Origin of the sequence: Sinorhizobium sp. KGO-5, assembly GCF_036245905.1 — a bacterium.
GTDB lineage: Bacteria > Pseudomonadota > Alphaproteobacteria > Rhizobiales > Rhizobiaceae > Sinorhizobium > Sinorhizobium meliloti_A.
Map to the genome: position 1 here is coordinate 968,074 of NZ_BDIZ01000001.1, position 16,478 is coordinate 984,551.

Genomic DNA, 16,478 nt, shown 5'->3' on the forward strand with positions numbered 1-16,478 from the left:
ACGTGCCCCACGATACCGGTGAAAACGGTAGCGGCGGCGCTTGCCGCGGGTCCCTTCTCCCCGCCTGCGGGGAGAAGGTGCCGGCAGGCGGATGAGGGGCGCCGCGGAGGGGTTGGGGGCTTGGGGAGGATTTTCGCTCTCTCATAATTCTCTCATCCATCCGTACCGTGGCCGCTCATCGCCTCGTTGATCAGGTCGTCGGCCGCTTCCGTGAGCAGGAAGTCCTGCGCTTCTCCATGCACCGATTCCCGTCCGATCTCCAGCATTACCGGGATGGCAAGCGGCGAGATCTGATCGAGCCTGCGATGGGTGATATGGCCCTTGATCCGCTTGAGCATGGAGCCGAGGCGGTCGATGTCCAAAAGTCCCGTGGCCGCATCGTTGCGCGTCGCCTCTAGGAGAATGTGATCCGGCTCGTGCGCGCGCAATACGTCATAAATGAGATCGGCGGAAACGGTGATCTGCCGCCCGGTCTTCTCCCTGCCGGGGTGGCGCTGCTCGATGAGTCCAGCGATGACCGCGCAATTGCGGAAGGTACGTTTCAGGAGGAAGGATTCGTTCAGCCACGCCTCCAGATCGTCGCCCAGCATATCCTCGTCGAAGAGCTGCCCGAGCGACGGCGCCCGCGCCCGGAACGCCGCGCCCATGTCGTCGAGCGCCCAGATGGCGAGCGAATAGTCGGTCGCCACGAAGCCGAGCGGCTTCAGGCCGGCGCGGTCGAGACGACGGGTAAGGAGCATGCCGAGCGTCTGGTGGGCAAGCCTGCCTTCGAAGGCGTAGATGACCATGTAGTGCCGGCTGCCTCGCGGGAAGGTCTCGATCAGGAGTTCGTCGTCGCGCGGAAGCATCGACACGTCGCCCTGCAGCGCCAGCCAGTCCCTGACCTGGTCGGGCAGACCTGCGCGGCGGGCCGGATCGGCGAGCATCTTTCGCACCTGTGCTGCGAGATAGGTGGAGAGCGGAAACTTGCCGCCGGCATAGCTCGGCACCTTGGGATCGAAGGAAAAGGCCTGCGAGGCCAGGCACTCGTTCTCGCGGATGCCTTCGAAGCGCAGCACCTTGCCGGAAAAGACGAAGGTGTCGCCCGGGGAAAGCATTTCGAGGAACGATTCCTCGACTTTGCCGAGCGACATGCCGCCGCGGCCAAGCGAACCGCGCTGATTGCGCTTGACCATGCGGATATTCAACATCGGCGACTCGACGATCGTCCCGACATTGAGGCGGTATTGCTGAGCAACCATCGGGTTGGAGACCCGCCAGAGCCCGTCCTTCGTCTTGCGAATGCGGGCATAGCGCTCATAGGTGCGAAGCGCGTAGCCGCCGGTCGCGACAAGATCGACGGCGCGCTCGAAGGTTTCCCAGGGAAGCCGGGCATACGGCGCAGCGCTGATCACCTCGTCATAGAGTTCAAGCGCATCGAAGGGCTGCGCGCAGGCCATGCCCAGGATATGTTGCGCCAGCACGTCGAGAGCACCCCTGCCGATCGACGGCGTGTCCTGAGCGCCGACGTAATTGGCGTCGAGCGCCGCCTGGCACTCCATAACCTCGAAACGGTTGGCCGGAACCAGAATCGCGCGGCTCGGTTCGTCCATGCGGTGGTTGGCGCGGCCGATGCGCTGCGCCAGCCGGCTTGCTCCCTTCGGCGCCCCGACATGGACGACCAGATCGACGTCGCCCCAGTCGATGCCGAGATCGAGGGTCGACGTGGCGACGACGGCGCGCAGGCGGTTTTCTGCCATTGCCGCCTCGACCCTGCGGCGCTGGGCGACATCGAGAGAGCCGTGGTGCAGAGCGATCGGCAGATTGTCGTCGTTGATTTTCCAGAGTTCCTGGAACAGCATCTCGGCCTGGCTGCGGGTATTGACGAAGAGCAGCGTCGTCCGGTGTTTCTTGATGGCAGCGTAGACATCCGGGATTGCATAGCGCGCCGAATGCCCGGCCCAAGGCACCTGGTTCTCGGTCCGCAGGATGGAGATCTCGGGCTTTGCGCCCCCGGAAACGGTGATCAGTCCCGCATGGTTCTCCTTGGCGAGAGATTGAGCGACCAGCCAGCGCTGCAGATCCATCGGATCGGCGACCGTAGCCGAAAGACCCGTCGTCTGGAGACGGGGCGCCAGGCGGCGCAGCCGCGCGAGGCCAAGCGAGAGGAGATGGCCGCGCTTCGACATCACCAGCGAATGCAACTCGTCCAGCACCACATAGCGCAGGTCCTTGAAGAAGCGCTCCGCCTCGCCATTGGCCAGAAGCAGCGCGAGCTGCTCCGGCGTTGTGAGCAGTATGTCGGGCGGGTTGAGCTTCTGCCTCTGCCGCTTGCCCTGCGGCGTGTCGCCGGTGCGGTTTTCGATGCTCACCGGCAGCCCCATCTCGCCGACCGGTTTCATGAGGTTGCGCTCGATATCGACGGCAAGCGCCTTGAGCGGCGAGATGTAGAGCGTGTGAATGCCGGTGAAGGCCGCGCCGGGCGGGATCCTGCCGCGCCTGGTGATGTCGACGAGGGAGGGCAGAAAGCCGGCAAGCGTTTTGCCGGCTCCGGTCGGCGCGATCAGAAGCGTGCTCTCGCCCGCCTCGGCGCGTGAGAGAAGCTCGAGCTGATGGGCGCGCGGGCGCCAACCCTTTTCGGCGAACCACCGGAGAAAGGGTGAAGGCAACGTCAGGGCGTCGCCTTCCGGCGACGGAGAATCGATCCTGTCCACGCAGAACAAAGGTAGATCAAACGCGGCAAAAGAGAAGCCGGCATCTTCGTGCTGCTGCAAGGATTGACTCCCAACGAGAATCATGGATAAATTTTATCTACGATAGGAGATGCAGATGAAACTCGGCGACGGCGTCGAACAGGCCATTCACAGCGTGACGATGCTGAGCTGTCTTCAGCTCGGCAGTACCCTGTCGGCCGCAGCGCTTGCTGAGTTCCACGGCGTCTCGACCAGTTACCTGCTGAAGCATCTGCAGGCGATGTCGGGGGCCGGACTGCTCGAAGCCGTGCCGGGGCCGAAGGGCGGCTACCGGCTTGCGCGCGCGCCCGAGAAGATCACCCTGCTCGATATCGTCCTCGCGGTGGAGGGGGCGGAGCCCGCCTTTCGCTGCAACGAAATCCGCCTTCGCGGCCCCAATCCCTATTCCTGCAAGCCGGCCGCGCCGTGCACGATCAATGTCGCGATGCTCAGGGCCGAGCAGGCCTATCGCGCCGAACTCCGGCGCGTGACCATCGCCGGTATCATGGCCGACCTGAAAGCTATCGACCGCGACGGGGCGATCGCGGCGCGAACGAACGGTTTTCTCGCCCTTCATGAACGGAAATCGGGCAACGCCGCCTGATGTGAACCACCATCCAATCAGCCAAACAGGAGAAGATTATGCAGTCACGTCTGAATTTTGCGAAAGCCGCTCCGGACGCCTACAAGGCGGTCGCCGCGCTCGACAGCTATGTCAAAGGCTCCGGAATCGAGCCTCGCCTTATCCACCTGATCAAGCTGCGCGCATCGCAGATCAATGGCTGCGCCTATTGCGTGGACATGCACACCAAGGAGGCGCGCCACAGCGGCCTCAGCCAGCAATGGATCAACCTCGTCTGTGTCTGGCGCGAATCGCCGCATTTCGACGAGCGCGAACGGGCGGTCCTCGGCTGGACCGAGGCGCTGACCAATGTGGCCGAGACACGTGCGCCCGACGACGCCTATGAGGCGCTCAAGGCGCATTTCAACGAGGAGGAAATGACCAAGATCACCGTCGCTATCGGCGCCATCAACGTGTGGAACCGGCTGTGCGTCGGCTTCCGCGCCTTGCCCCCGATCGACGAGCCGGCCGTGGCGGCTTAGAGCGGGATGAGGAAAAGTGTGTGCGGGTTTCGGTCCGCACCACGCTCTCTAACCACTTGAGACTACACAATTCCCGGAAGCGATAGGGCTGTTACAGCGCGATGTAGCGGTCGGCGCGGTGGTTGATCGCCACGAAAAGGTTGAGGACGACCGCGCCGAGCACCGACCAGATGACGACCGTCGGCGTCGTCACGAAGAATGCTGCCGCCAGAACGATCATGTCGATCGCGAGTTGCACGAGACCGGCGCGAATGCCGAAGCGCTCCTGCAGGTAGATGCCCAATATGCCCACGCCGCCGAGGCTCGCGCGGTGGCGCTAGAGCGCCAGGAGACCGTATCCGAGGAGTAGGCCGCCGATGAGAGCGGCCCAGCCCGGGTGAATCTGCCCGATCTCGAAAAGACGCGATTGCATGTCGGTCAGGAACGAGGTGAGCGCGATGGCAATGAAGGTCTTGAGCGTGAAGGCCGGACCGAGCCGCTTCAGCGACAGGTAGAAGAACGGCAGATTGAGCAGGAAGAAGGTGAGACCGAAGTTCACGCCCGTGGCGTAATGCAAAAGAAAGGCGACGCCGGCGGTGCTGCCGGTCAGAAGTCCGGCGCTCGCCAGGAAATAGAGACCGAGGGCGGCGACGAGGCTGCCGGAAAAGACGCCTTGAACGTCCTCCACGGGCGTGTGCCGTGTGGGACTTGTATTCCAGAGACCGAAAACGCTGCTTGCCTGTGCCATGGCTGACCCTCAGATCGCGACGACATCACCATTGCTGCAGCGCACAAAAAAATTCAAGCAAAATATGTAAGCAATGCTGACCTATTTTCGCCGCTCGCGTCGGGCTGCATCAAGACGGCTTGCGGGCGAGGAATAATATCCCGGCGACGGGCTCGCCGGCATCCCTGCGGATGATCGTGCGCTCGGTCGCCATTATGGACAGACCGCTCTCTTCGCAGAGGGAGGCGATATAGGTTTCCGGATGCGCGTAGCGCAGCGACGGACGCAGCACGAAGCCGTCGGCCCCGCCTGCATCCTCGGCGGAAAACGCGAAGAGCCCGCCCGGTGCGAGCAGGCGGTCGGCGATGACGAAGACACCTTCGAGATTGCCGAGATACATCAGAACGTCCGCCGCGCTGACGAGGTCGGCACGCCGCTGCTCCAGCCCGCCGAACACGCCCGAATCCTCGGGAGCCAATGAAAGGTCCGCCTGGGCGAGGCGGTCATAGACACCCTTCGCTTCGGCCTTGGCGAGCATATTGGCGGAAAGATCGAAACCCTCGAGGAAATCGGCGCGATCGCGGATACGTTCGCCGAAGAGCCCGGTGCCGCAGCCGAGATCGGTGACGTGGCGAAAACGCCCGACGCCGTTCACCCGGTCGATCAGGGCCGCAAGTTTCTCCGGGACGCTGTAGCCGAGCTTTTCGACGAGCGCGTGGTCGAAGCGCTCGGCATAGTCGTCGAAAAGGCGCTCGACGTAAACGCTCGGCGGCTGTTCGGGCGTCTCGGTAGCGCCGAGCAAAGCGAGCTTGAGGCTGGCGCCGAAGATGTCTTCCGGATTGAGCCGAAGCGTATTGCGCAGCGCGTCGACGGCTGCCTCTATTCGGCCCGATTTCTCTTCATAGTCCGCCAGCCGGAACCAACCGGCCGCCCATTCCGGGGCAAGCTCCAGCGCCTGGGCCATGAGTTCCGCCGCACCTGGCGCATCGCCCGCTTCCGCAAGCATCTTCGCGTAGTCGGCGCGGCGGTCGGCGATCAGGTCGCCGGAGGAGAGCTGGTTGAAGGTCATGGAGATGCGGCTTGGTTGCGATGGACGCTTCTGACGCCGCAAAAGGTAAAATACAAGCGGATTCTGAAAGCGGCACCTCGGGCCGTCACGCCTTGCACGCTTGGGAATGGCGGCTTATGTGAAGGGAAACAGGAGAAGTTCTCGCTGATGTCGGACGGAATAAATAAATTCTTGGGGGACTCGCCGCTACGCGTGCTCGTCAAGCTGCTGGTAGTGTCGATCCTGGTCGGCTTCGTGATGACGGTCTTCGACTGGTATCCGGCAGATATCTATTACGGTATCCGAAACTTCCTCCTCGATCTCTGGCGGACCGGATTCGCGGCTCTCGGACGGGTGGGCGACTACCTGCTTCTCGGCGCGGTCGTCGTCATTCCGCTCTTCATCATTCTGCGTCTCTTCAGCTATCGACGGTAAGCATGCACGACCAGATCTTTGTCGCCCGCAGACGGCTGCTTCTGCGTGCCGGTGCCGTGGTCTCCCTCGGTCTTATCACCGGCTGCACCACCTCGAATCTCCTTTCTCCGGACAGTGGTACGGGCAGCGATCAGACCGAAGCGACGCTCGGTTACGTCAACACGCTGCGCAAGGGCAGGGGTCTTCCTGCGCTTTCCGGCGACCCGGTCGCTTCCGTTGCGGCCATGCATCAGGCGGCACGCATGGCGAGCGCGGGCAAGATGCGGCACAATATCGGCTGGCGGGACAGTTTCTACGATCGGATGAAGGGGCAGGGCGTCACGCTGCCGGCCGCCGAAAACATCGCCGTCGGTCAGAAGGACGCCGGGCGCGCCTACGATGCCTGGTTCAATTCTCCGAAGCATCTTGAAAACATGCTCGGCAATTACCGGGGGCTCGGCGTCGCCGTGGCGCAGAATTCCGCTTCCGGAAACCGCCCCTATTGGGCCATGGTGCTCTGCAGCTGAGCTGATTCCCGGGTGACCTACGGAATCGGACCGTAGGGACAGGATCATGACGGCTACGCAAAGCCTCGAACGCGACACGGACAACCCCGAAGCCGGACCTTTCCTGGTCACCAACCGGCTTATCTTCTCGATCGCCCTGCCGATGACGCTCGGCTTTCTGACGACGCCGCTCCTCGGCCTCGTCGACACGGCCGTCGTCGGCCGGCTCGGCAAGGCAGAGCTGCTCGCAGGTCTCGCGGTCGGCGCGGTGATGTTCGACCTCATCTTCACCACTTTCAATTTCCTGCGTGCCGCAACCACGGGTCTCGTCGCGCAAGCCTATGGACGGGGAGACCGGCGCGAACAGCAGGCGGTCTTCTGGCGTTCGCTCATGATCGCGCTCGTCACCGGCGGCACCATCGTGCTTATATCGCCCATCCTGCTTTCCGCCGGCCTCTGGCTTATGGGGCCCGGTCCGGAGGTTGCGGAGGTGACGCGAACCTATTTCCTCTATCGCATCCTTTCCGGCCCGGCCGCCCTCGCCAACTACGCCATCCTCGGATTCGTGCTCGGGCGCGGCGAGGGCACGCTCGGCCTGATGCTGCAGACGCTGATCAACGGCACCAATATCGTACTCTCGATCCTGCTCGGCCTCGTTCTGGGCTGGGGCGTGGCCGGCGTCGCGATCGGCACCGTGGCGGGTGAGGTGATCGGCGCGCTTGCGGGTTTTGCCGTCGTCTACGGCCGCTTCGACAGGAAGGACGCGCCCGGTTGGGCGATGATCTTTGCCGGCGACCGCCTGAAGAAACTGTTCGGCCTCAACCGCGATATCATGATCCGCTCGTTCGCCCTTCTGGCCGCCTTCACGCTCGTGACCCGGATCGGCACGTCCTTCGGGCCGGTGACGCTTGCGGCAAACGCCGTGCTGATGACGATCTTCCTTGTGGCCGGCTATTATCTCGACGGGCTTGCCACCGCGGCCGAGCAACTGACGGGTCGGTCGATCGGTGCCGGTTATCGCCCCGCTTTCGACCGGGTTCTGCGGATGACTGCCCTGTGGTCGCTGGGCCTCGCCGCATCGACCACGCTCGTCCTGCTCGCTTTCGGCAACACCGTGGTGAACATGCTGACGACTGGGCCGGACGTGCGCGCGCTCGCCTATGAATATATGCCATGGGCGGCCGTGACGGCGCTGACCGGCGCACTCGCCTTCCTGATGGACGGCGTCTTCATCGGTGCCGGCTGGTCGCGCGACATGCGCAATATGATGCTGGCCGCCTTCATCGGCTACGTGGCGGCGCTTGCCGTGCTCGTCCCTGCCTTCGGCAATCACGGTCTGTGGGCCGCGCTCAACCTTTTCCTGCTGCTGCGCGGCGCTTTCCTGCTGCTGATGGTGCCGCGCCGGGCGGCTCAGACGTTCCGGCCGCTCCAGTAGTCGAGCCGGCTGTCGCGGATGTCGCGGATCGAGGCAAGTTTCTCGCGCTCGCAAAGGGCCGAGAGGCCGCGCACGATCCGGCCCGGCAATCCCGGTCCCTCATAGACCATGCAGGAATAAAGCTGGACGAGATCGGCTCCGGCGCGGATCTTTTCCGCTGCGGTTTCCGCCGAGCACACGCCGCCGACCCCGATGATCGGCAAGTGCGGTCCTACCCGCTTGCGCATCCGGGCGAGCACTGCCGTCGATTTCTCGAAGAGCGGCTTTCCGGAAAGGCCGCCGGCTTCGTTGGCCTGGCGCCGGTCCTTCAGACCCTCGCGCGAAAGCGTCGTGTTGGAAACGATCAACCCGTCCAGACGATGCGCCAGCACCTCGGCTGCGATGTCGTCCATGCCTTCTTCGGTCAGGTCCGGAGCGATCTTGAGGAAGACCGGAACCTGCCGGCCGCTTTTTCGCGCCTCATCGTCCCGGGCGGAAAGCACGGCCGAAAGCAGCGCCGAGAGACTCTCGCGCGCCTGCAGATCGCGCAGGCCCGGCGTGTTGGGCGAGGAGATGTTGGCGGTGAAATAGCGTGCCACCGAATGGAAGGTATGGATGCCTGTCACGTAGTCGGCGATCCGGTCGGCGCTGTCCTTATTGGCGCCGATATTGACGCCGATCAGCGCCTCGCGCGAGCAGGCCTTGAGCCGCGCCAGCGCCGCCCCGTGCCCCTCGTTGTTGAAGCCGAGCCGGTTGATCACCGCCTCGTCCTCGACGAGCCGGAAGAGCCGCGGCTTGTCGTTGCCCGGCTGCGGCCTCGGCGTTACCGTGCCGATCTCGGTAAAGCCGAAGCCGATCTTCAGCAGCGCTTCCGGGACTTCGGCATTCTTGTCATAGCCGGCGGCCATGCCGACTGGGTTGGGAAAAACGAGGCCCGCCACGGTTTGCCCGAGCCGGGGGTCCGCCGGCGCGGCGCAACTCGGCACCAGGCCGCCTTTCAGCGCCTTGATCGAAAGGCCGTGCGCCGCTTCCGGATCGAAGAGGAAGAGGCCGCGCCGTGCGAGGTGCTCCAACCGGCGGATCATGGGGCGAGTTCCGGGAAGCTGTGCTGACCGTCCGGCCGCAGCGGCAGGGGCTTCTCCCACAATACGGCGTCAAGCGGGAGCGGAGCGTAAAGATGCGGAAACAGCGCGCCGCCGCGAGAGGGCTCATAGACGAGTTTGTCGCCCAGTGCCGGCGCGTCGACCGCAACGAGCAGCAGGTCGCCCTGACCCTCGAAATGCCGGGAGGCGGTTTCGACGACCTGGTCCCGGGTCGAAAAATGAATGAACCCGTCGGCGAGATCGACGGGCGCGCCTGCAAACGCGCCGGTCCGCCGCGCCTCCTGCCATAGAAGTGCCGGAACGATCTTGTATATGGTAGCGTTCATCTTTGTTCGCTTATCCGTCGTGAGCATGAGTGATGGCCTTGCCGCAAATATCGGCGCCTGTCCACCGCACAGCATGAGATCGAGGCGGATTTTCCGTAAGCATTCAACGGAGAGAACGTCATGAGACAGGCAGTCGCAATACTCGCAGTCGGGTTGGGGTTCGGTCTAATTGCCCCGGCGGCTGCGCAGGAAGCCTCGCCCGGCCGCTACAGCATGCAGAAGTCGGAAACGGGATTAGCCCGGCTCGACACCGAGACCGGCGAGGTCACCTTGTGCCAGGAAAAGGGCGGGGAGCTCATCTGCAGGATGGCGGCCGACGAGAGAGCCGCATTCGAGCGCGAACTCGACCTCCTCACAAGTCGCATCGAAGCGCTGGAAAAGGCCGTGGAAAGCGGTGAAACCGCGGCCGAACCGGCGCTACCCGACGATGAAGAGATTGACCGGGCAATGAGCATCATGGAAAGAATGGTGCGCAAGTTCATGGGAATCGTGAAGGAATTCGAGGACAAGGGCAGCGATTCCGCCGACGAGGGTGAGAATCTGCCGCAGAAGACCTGAAAACGAGCGGTGACGTGCTGGAGGGCACGCGCCGCGCATGTTTCCCTGAAACAGGGATCATTTGGGAATAAGATGATACGGCAGATCCACAGCGCAAAGCTGCAGGATGGCAGCCGAGGCTCTTGGGAGGGAGCGTCATCATGCCGGAAATGACCATCATCATCGCCGACGACCACCCGCTCTTTCGTGGCGCAATGCGCCAGGCGCTGAGCGGCATGGCGGGCGCACCGGCCATCGTCGAGGCCGGAGATTTCGCCGCTGCGCGCAGGGCTGCGGCCGACAACCCGGACGCCGATCTGATGCTGCTCGACCTGACGATGCCGGGCGTGAGCGGGCTTTCGGGGCTGATCGCGCTGCGTGCCGAGTTTCCGAGCCTGCCCGTGATGATTGTCTCGGCCCATGACGATCCGGCGACCATCCATCGTGCGCTCGACCTGGGCGCGGCAGGGTTCCTGTCCAAATCGGCCGGTATCGAGGAAATCCGTGAAGGCATCGCAAAGGTGATGGCCGGCGAGGTGTTCGTCCCGGCCGGTTACGACCAGAACCAGGAATACGAGCCGGAGGTTGCCGACCTGCTGCACCGGCTGCAGACATTGACGCCGCAGCAGTCCCGCGTCCTCTCGATGCTCGCCGAGGGGCTGCTCAACAAGCAGATCGCCTATGAACTCGGCGTCTCCGAGGCGACGATCAAGGCGCATGTCTCGGCGATCCTCCTGAAGCTCAACGTCGACAGCCGTACACAGGCGGTGATCCAGCTATCGAAGCTGGGGACGGTCGCGGCGGCCTGAGCGGCCGCTCCCCACGCTGGAGATTTTGCCCCTCATCCCGCTGCCGCGACCCTCTCCCCGTTTTTGAGCGGTGAGGGTGCGTCAGGAGTTCGCGACTTGTCCCTTCGCCCCGCCTGCGGGGAGAAGGTGGCCGGCAGGCCGGATGAGGGGCGATCCCGAGCTAAGCCAATTATCCCGCCGCTATTCCGCCGCGGCGCGGCCCGCCGCGGCAAGCTGCGTGAGCCAGGCGCGTAGCGCGGCCGGGCGGACGGGCTTGTGCTGCAGCGAGACGCCGTCCCGTTCGGCGGCGCCGCGCACTTCCGGTGACCGGTCGGCCGTTACCATGAGTGCGGGGATACTCTCCTGCCAGAGGCCGCGGATCGCGGCGATCGCCTCGACGCCGGTGCCGTCGCCGAGGTGATAGTCGGCGACGACTGCGTCGGGACGCACGCTCAATGTACCGGGCGCCATTTCAGTGCAGGCGGCGAGCGATTCGGCGGTCGTCACGCTGCAGCCCCAGCCGCCGAGCAGCAGGGCCATGCCTTCGAGAATCTTCGGCTCGTTGTCGATGCAGATGACGTTTAGCCCGGCCAGTGCTTCGCTCGTTTTCGCCGCTGCGACGGGTTGCGGCCTGACCCTGCCGCCGGCGCTCTTGTCGAGCGGCACGGTGACCTTGAAGCCGGTGCCTTTCCCGGGCTTCGATTGCAGGCCGACCGGGTGATTGAGAACCCGCGAGATGCGGTCGACGATGGAGAGACCGAGGCCGAGCCCCGACGCGGTTCGCGCGCCTTCTTCGAGGCGCGCGAATTCCTTGAAGACGGTGCGGAATTTCGATGTTGGAATTCCGATGCCCGAATCGAGAACTTCGATCGTCGCCGTCTGTCCGTGCCGGCGCACGCCCACCAGCACCTTGCCCCGGAGTGTGTATTTTATGGCGTTCGATACGAGGTTCTGGACGAGGCGCCGGAGCAGGTTCGGATCGCTGCGCGCTGCGAGCGATGTCGGCATGATGACGAGTTCGATATCCTTCGCCCTCGCCATCGGCGCGAAATCCGTCTCGATCCGCCTGAGCAATTCGTCGAGCGGTACGGATTGCAGGCGCGGCTTCATCGCGCCGGTGTCGAGCCGCGAAATGTCGAGCACGGCGCCGAGGATGGCTTCCACCGATTCCAGCGATGAATCGATGTTCTGCACCAGCGCCCGGTTGTCGGAATCTCCGAGTCGCTCGACCAGCGACGAGGAGTAGAGCCGTGCCGCGTTCAAGGGCTGCAGGATGTCGTGACCGGCAGCGGCAAAGAAGCGGGTCTTGCCGATATTCGCCTCCTCGGCGGCCGCCCTTGCCTCGCCCAGTTCGCGGTTGACGCGTGTGAGTTCTCCCGTCCGCTCGGCGACGCGCAGTTCCAGCGTTTCATTCGCCTGTTTGAGCGCCATGTCGGCCGCGACGCGCTGTGTTATGTCGGTGTAGGTCGTGACGATGCCCTTGTCGGGCATGGCATTGCTTCTGACCTCCAGGATGCGGGCGCCGCCTTCGAGTTCGAGCAGGAACGGCTTGTCGAGCGTCAGGAAGTTGGCGATCAGCGCCTTCTCCTCATCCTGGCGGACATCCCCGCGACGGGCAAGAATCGCAACGATGTCGGCCAGCGGAAAGCCCACCTGTCCGGCGGCCTCGGGGAGATCCAGGAGTTCCCGGAAACGGCGGTTCCAGATGATGAGATTGTTGGCGTTGTCGAAGACGGCAATGCCCTGGTCCATCTGCGAGAGTGCCGTATGCAGCATGTCCTGGTTGTATTGGAGCGCCTCGCTTGCCTGGTCGAGCAGCCAGGCGGTGTCGGAGGAGGTGTCGTCCATGCGCTGCAGGACAAGTGAAAGGACGAGCCGGGCGGAAGACGAGCCGATCGCGCTGCCGAGCAATTGTTCCGAGAAGTGGACAAGCGCCATGTCGGCGGAGGCGTTGTCGTCGAGCCAGCGGCCGGATTGCTGCTCATAGGTATGGAAGGAGCGCTGCATGCGCTCCTCGCCCATGTAACGGCCGATCGTCGTCTTGAGGTCGCGCACCGTCACCTTGGTCTTGCGCCCGCGGAAGGTCCGCTCGGTGCGTGAGCGGCGGGTGATGAAGACGCCCGCCTGGAAACGCTCCAAGGGTTTGGGCGCGCGCGTCAGCGAACCCACGATATAGGCCGCGACATTGACGAGCATGCTGAGAGCCGTCGCATTTACCAGCGGGTCTGACTGGGCGCCGGAGAAGAGATCGGCGAAGGGCAGCAGGAAGCTGAGCACCGTGGAGGCGATGTGGGAATTGTCCGGCCCGCCGAGGCTCGGCAGGAAAAGGACATAGGCCCAGACGAGAAAGCCGCTGACCATCCCGGCGATCGCGCCGCGGGCATTGGCCTGCCGCCAGACGAGTCCGCCGAGGAGCGCCGGCGCCATCTGCGCGATGGCGGCGAAGGAGAGCAGTCCGAGCGAGGCAAGCCCGGCGCTGATATCGGCGGCGCGATAATAGCCGTAGCCGAGGAAGAGGACGACGAAGATCGCCGTTCGGCGGATATTGAGGAGCGTACCGGCCATGTCCTCCTGGAGAGAGCCGCGGGTGCCGAGCCTGCGGCGCAGGAATACCGGCATGACGATGTCGTTCGAAACCATGATCGAGAGCGCGACCGAAGCGACGATGACCATGGCGGTCGCCGCGGAGAAGCCGCCGATGAAGGTGAAAAGCGTGACGAGCGGCACGTCGCCGGCAAGCGGCAGTGCCAGAAGATAGAGATCCGCATTGCCGGAGCCGGAGAAGGTCAGGATGCCGGCGATCGCGATCGGCAGGACGAAGGCGTTGATTGCGATCAGATAGAGCGGGAAGAGGATGCCCGCCGTGCGCAGTTCGTTATCGGTGCGGTTTTCCACGACCGTCACGTGAAATTGCCGGGGAAGCATGATGATGCCGAAGGCGGAAAGCGCGATCATCAGAATCCAGCGCGCGACCGGCGTCTGGTATTCGAGCGCGGCGAGCACCGTGGGACTCTGCTGCGCTTCCGCCCATAGATTTGCAGGCCCGCCGAACAGGAAGAAGACGATATAGATGCCCACCGTGAGCATCGCCACGAGCTTGACGACCGATTCCATCGCGATCGCGAGGATCAGGCCGTCCTGGTGTTCCGTCGCATCCGTGTGGCGTGTACCGAAGACTATCGCGAAACAGGCGAGAAAGAGCGTGACCAGAAGCGGCAGGTCGACGAAGTTCTCGCCCGAACCTATGCCGTAGTCGCTGGTGTCGATCATCGTGGCGACCGAACTCGACACCGCCTTGAGCTGCAATGCGATATAGGGAATGGCCCCGACGAGCGAGATCAGCGCGACGATTGCCGCAACGGCCGGGTTCTTGCCGTAGCGCGCAGCCACGAAATCGGCGACGGAGGTTAGCTTTTCGGTCTTGGCGAGCCGAACGATGCGGCGGATCAGCGGCATGCCGAACGTGAACATCAGGATCGGACCGATGTAGATGCCGGTGAATTCGAGTCCGCGCTCCGCCGCAAGGCCGACGCCGCCGAAATAGGTCCAGGAGGTGCAGTAGATCGCCAGGCTCAGCGCATAGACGAGCGGCCTGCCCTTCTCGGCAATCTTGTTTCGTCTGGCTCGCCGGTCGCCATAGCTTGCAACTGCGAAGAGCAGCAACAGATAGGCGAAGGCCGAGGCAAAAATGACCGAACCCGAAAGCATGCCTCACTCCTCCGCTGCCAGCATAGGGCAAGTCCATTTGGTTGGAAATCGGCGGTGCATCAGTCTTAAGTTCAAGATAACGCGCCGATATCCGCAGCGCTTGACCAAATGCAAGGAGTGCGATTTCCTCACGCGGGGCTTTGGTCTAGATTCCTACCGGCGGTTGCCGCGCAAGACAGGTGCGGGTGGACGTTCGGGGGTATTTCGAGGAGAGAGGCATGCTGAACGAATTCAAGGAGTTTATCGCCCGCGGCAACGTCATGGACCTTGCGGTCGGCGTGATCATCGGTGCGGCCTTTAGCAAGATCGTCGATTCGGTCGTCAACGACCTCGTCATGCCGGTCGTGGGAGCGATCACCGGCGGCGGCTTCGACTTCTCCAACTATTTCCTGCCGCTCTCCGCTAGTGTTACCGCGCCGACGCTCGCAGCCGCACGCGAACAGGGCGCGGTCTTTGCCTATGGCAATTTCATCACGGTGCTCATCAACTTCCTGATCCTCGCCTGGATCATCTTCCTGCTGATCAAGCTCGTGAATCGCGCGCGTGCGTCGGTGGAAAGGGATAAGGCGCCGCCCCCGTCCGCACCTCCGCCGCAGGACATCCTGCTTCTCTCGGAAATTCGCGATCTCCTGAAGCAGCGCGCCTGAGACGCGGATCACGCGGCGGCTCGGTGCCGCCGAGTGATGGAAACATCACAAAATTCGATAAACAGGTCAGAGAAATTCGCGTGATCGCCGACGCCAAAGCGTCTAGAAACGGCGGGCAATCAGGAGCCCGCCGATGACGATCATGACCAGTCTCAGCCCCCGCGCGACGGCAGCGCCCGAAAGCGGCATCGTCGAAGTGGTCAACTATGCGCGCGGGCGCGAAGGACTGATCCCGCTCTGGGTCGGCGAAGGTGATCTGCCGACGCCGGATTTCGTCAGTCGCGCGGCGGCCGACGCGTTGATGGCCGGCGAGACCTTCTACACCTGGCAGCGCGGCATCCCGCCGCTGCGCGAGGCGCTGGTCCGCTATTACCAGCGCCGGTTCCAGAAGGCGCTTTCGCCCGAGAATTTCTATGTTACCGGTTCGGGAATGCAGGCGATCAAGCTTGCGATCGAAGCGGTAGGCTCTCCCGGCGACGAGGTGGTTCTGCTGACGCCCGCCTGGCCGAATTTCGCGGCCGCTGCGGACCTCTCCGGCGTTCGCCCGGTCGCCGTTCCGTTGCAGTTCGAAGGCGGCAAATGGCAGCTCGATCCCGAACGTCTTCAGGCGGCGATCGGGGAGAGGACGCGGGCGCTGTTCATCAACACGCCGTCCAACCCCACCGGTTGGACCGCCACTTACGAGGATCTCAAGGCCATTCTGGCGCTCGCGCGTAAACATGGACTCTGGATCATCGCCGACGAGATCTACGCGCTCTACTATTATCTCGGCGGCCGGGCGCCGTCCTTCCTCGACGTGATGGAGGAGGATGACCGCATCCTCTTCGTCAATTCCTTTTCCAAGAACTGGTCCATGACCGGCTGGCGTGTCGGGTGGATCGTCGCGCCGCCGGCGATGGGGCAGGTGCTCGAAAATCTCATCCAGTATTCGACCTCCGGTGTCGCGCAGTTCATGCAGCGCGGGGCAGTCGCCGCGCTCGATGAAGGCGACGGCTTCGTCGACGAGAACATTGCCAAGGCGAAGCGCAACCGCGATACGTTCTGCGACGCACTGATCGCGACCAACCGCGTCGAAACGCTGAAACCCGATGGCGCGCTCTACGCCTTCCTGAAGATCGACGGCGTCACCGACTCGCGGGCCGCGGCGCTCGACCTCGTCGACCGGACCGGCGTCGGTCTGGCACCGGGGACGGCCTTCGGCGAGGGCGGAGCGCTTTTCATGCGCGCCTGCTTCCTGCGCGATCCGCTCCAGATCGCCGAGGCCGCGGAGCGCTTGCAGCGTTACATCCTCAGCCGTTGACGGGCCATTTTCGGGGACGGTACGGCCAATCGGTAAAATCCGAGCGATCGGTGCGGCGGACCCTTAACCACCCCACCGAGAATAGCCGCTGCGTGCCGGCGAACAGCGCCCCGATTTAGAATTTCTGAAACGCGAACGCGTCTTTTCTGATCCCGCATATGCAGAG

At 63.8% G+C, this 16,478-nt stretch carries 14 protein-coding genes and 1 pseudogene; 9 read left to right on the forward strand and 6 right to left on the reverse strand.

From position 1 onward, the window contains the following. Positions 1-152: 152 nt before the first annotated feature. Positions 153-2,702 (reverse strand): ligase-associated DNA damage response DEXH box helicase, encoded by a 2,550-nt coding sequence (locus BHD07_RS04550; RefSeq protein ID WP_338279317.1) that lies wholly within the window; start codon positions 2,700-2,702, stop codon positions 153-155. Between the two features lie 106 nt (positions 2,703-2,808). Here BHD07_RS04550 and BHD07_RS04555 point away from each other — a divergent pair, with 106 nt between their 5' ends. Then, complete coding sequence (locus BHD07_RS04555; RefSeq protein WP_338278004.1) at positions 2,809-3,315, forward strand: Rrf2 family transcriptional regulator; 507 nt, start codon at positions 2,809-2,811, stop codon at positions 3,313-3,315. Positions 3,316-3,353: 38 nt separating this feature from the next. After that, positions 3,354-3,815 (forward strand): carboxymuconolactone decarboxylase family protein, encoded by a 462-nt coding sequence (locus BHD07_RS04560; protein ID WP_100669660.1) that lies wholly within the window; start codon positions 3,354-3,356, stop codon positions 3,813-3,815. A 91-nt stretch (positions 3,816-3,906) separates the two neighbouring features. On the opposite strand, the pseudogene BHD07_RS04565 reads toward BHD07_RS04560, so the two are convergent. Next, positions 3,907-4,542, reverse strand: a pseudogene (locus BHD07_RS04565) (YitT family protein). A 109-nt stretch (positions 4,543-4,651) separates the two neighbouring features. Beyond that, positions 4,652-5,590 (reverse strand): class I SAM-dependent methyltransferase, encoded by a 939-nt coding sequence (locus tag BHD07_RS04570; RefSeq protein ID WP_338278006.1) that lies wholly within the window; start codon positions 5,588-5,590, stop codon positions 4,652-4,654. Between the two features lie 147 nt (positions 5,591-5,737). Between BHD07_RS04570 and BHD07_RS04575 the strand changes: the two genes are divergently transcribed. From BHD07_RS04575 to BHD07_RS04585, 3 genes are read left to right on the forward strand one after another with little or no spacing between them, the layout of a single operon-like run. Then, positions 5,738-6,004 (forward strand): DUF6460 domain-containing protein, encoded by a 267-nt coding sequence (locus BHD07_RS04575; protein WP_003530117.1) that lies wholly within the window; start codon positions 5,738-5,740, stop codon positions 6,002-6,004. 2 nt (positions 6,005-6,006) lie between these two features. Continuing rightward, positions 6,007-6,510: a CAP domain-containing protein gene (locus BHD07_RS04580; RefSeq protein WP_018094134.1), complete on the forward strand. Its 504-nt coding sequence runs from the start codon at positions 6,007-6,009 to the stop codon at positions 6,508-6,510. Between the two features lie 46 nt (positions 6,511-6,556). Then, the gene (locus BHD07_RS04585; RefSeq protein WP_338278011.1) at positions 6,557-7,924 is read left to right on the forward strand and encodes an MATE family efflux transporter; all 1,368 of its coding nucleotides are present in this window, start codon (positions 6,557-6,559) and stop codon (positions 7,922-7,924) included. On the opposite strand, the gene BHD07_RS04590 is transcribed toward BHD07_RS04585, so the two are convergent. Together BHD07_RS04590 and BHD07_RS04595 are read right to left on the reverse strand one after the other, a co-directional pair. Next, complete coding sequence (locus BHD07_RS04590; protein WP_100669656.1) at positions 7,900-8,988, reverse strand: quinone-dependent dihydroorotate dehydrogenase; 1,089 nt, start codon at positions 8,986-8,988, stop codon at positions 7,900-7,902. The genes BHD07_RS04585 and BHD07_RS04590 overlap by 25 nt on opposite strands. Then, the gene (locus BHD07_RS04595) at positions 8,985-9,332 is read right to left on the reverse strand and encodes a DUF952 domain-containing protein (RefSeq protein ID WP_100670017.1); all 348 of its coding nucleotides are present in this window, start codon (positions 9,330-9,332) and stop codon (positions 8,985-8,987) included. Before BHD07_RS04595 ends, BHD07_RS04590 begins: the two co-directional genes overlap by 4 nt. Before the next feature lie 120 nt (positions 9,333-9,452). Here BHD07_RS04595 and BHD07_RS04600 point away from each other — a divergent pair, with 120 nt between their 5' ends. Continuing rightward, positions 9,453-9,890, forward strand: a complete 438-nt coding sequence (locus tag BHD07_RS04600; protein WP_100669655.1) for a hypothetical protein — start codon at positions 9,453-9,455, stop codon at positions 9,888-9,890. Positions 9,891-10,030: 140 nt separating this feature from the next. Then, entirely contained in the window at positions 10,031-10,678 is a 648-nt protein-coding gene (locus BHD07_RS04605; protein WP_029959395.1) for a response regulator, read from the forward strand. 180 nt (positions 10,679-10,858) lie between these two features. Here the strand turns inward: BHD07_RS04605 and BHD07_RS04610 are convergent, their stop codons facing one another. Next, positions 10,859-14,365 (reverse strand): hybrid sensor histidine kinase/response regulator, encoded by a 3,507-nt coding sequence (locus tag BHD07_RS04610; RefSeq protein ID WP_338278016.1) that lies wholly within the window; start codon positions 14,363-14,365, stop codon positions 10,859-10,861. Positions 14,366-14,583: 218 nt separating this feature from the next. On the opposite strand from BHD07_RS04610, the gene mscL reads away from it, so the two are divergent. After that, a complete protein-coding gene (gene mscL / locus BHD07_RS04615; RefSeq protein ID WP_018094141.1) occupies positions 14,584-15,012 on the forward strand; it encodes a large conductance mechanosensitive channel protein MscL in 429 nt (142 codons plus the stop codon). Between the two features lie 133 nt (positions 15,013-15,145). Beyond that, positions 15,146-16,312, forward strand: coding sequence for a pyridoxal phosphate-dependent aminotransferase (locus BHD07_RS04620; protein ID WP_338278022.1), 1,167 nt, complete (start codon positions 15,146-15,148; stop codon positions 16,310-16,312). The last annotated feature ends 166 nt before the right edge of the window (positions 16,313-16,478 follow it).

What these genes read in the sequence shown, in the direction of transcription:
- BHD07_RS04575 (WP_003530117.1), top strand. Translation starts at nt 5,738, where the DNA reads ATGTCGGACGGAATAAATAAATTCTTGGGGGACTCGCCGCTACGCGTG.
- BHD07_RS04560 (WP_100669660.1), top strand. Translation starts at nt 3,354, where the DNA reads ATGCAGTCACGTCTGAATTTTGCGAAAGCCGCTCCGGACGCCTACAAG.
- BHD07_RS04595 (WP_100670017.1), bottom strand. Translation starts at nt 9,332, where the DNA reads ATGAACGCTACCATATACAAGATCGTTCCGGCACTTCTATGGCAGGAG.
- BHD07_RS04585 (WP_338278011.1), top strand. Translation starts at nt 6,557, where the DNA reads ATGACGGCTACGCAAAGCCTCGAACGCGACACGGACAACCCCGAAGCC.
- BHD07_RS04570 (WP_338278006.1), bottom strand. Translation starts at nt 5,590, where the DNA reads ATGACCTTCAACCAGCTCTCCTCCGGCGACCTGATCGCCGACCGCCGC.
- BHD07_RS04580 (WP_018094134.1), top strand. Translation starts at nt 6,007, where the DNA reads ATGCACGACCAGATCTTTGTCGCCCGCAGACGGCTGCTTCTGCGTGCC.
- mscL (WP_018094141.1), top strand. Translation starts at nt 14,584, where the DNA reads ATGCTGAACGAATTCAAGGAGTTTATCGCCCGCGGCAACGTCATGGAC.
- BHD07_RS04590 (WP_100669656.1), bottom strand. Translation starts at nt 8,988, where the DNA reads ATGATCCGCCGGTTGGAGCACCTCGCACGGCGCGGCCTCTTCCTCTTC.
- BHD07_RS04620 (WP_338278022.1), top strand. Translation starts at nt 15,146, where the DNA reads ATGACGATCATGACCAGTCTCAGCCCCCGCGCGACGGCAGCGCCCGAA.
- BHD07_RS04610 (WP_338278016.1), bottom strand. Translation starts at nt 14,365, where the DNA reads ATGCTTTCGGGTTCGGTCATTTTTGCCTCGGCCTTCGCCTATCTGTTG.
- BHD07_RS04600 (WP_100669655.1), top strand. Translation starts at nt 9,453, where the DNA reads ATGAGACAGGCAGTCGCAATACTCGCAGTCGGGTTGGGGTTCGGTCTA.
- BHD07_RS04605 (WP_029959395.1), top strand. Translation starts at nt 10,031, where the DNA reads ATGCCGGAAATGACCATCATCATCGCCGACGACCACCCGCTCTTTCGT.
- BHD07_RS04555 (WP_338278004.1), top strand. Translation starts at nt 2,809, where the DNA reads ATGAAACTCGGCGACGGCGTCGAACAGGCCATTCACAGCGTGACGATG.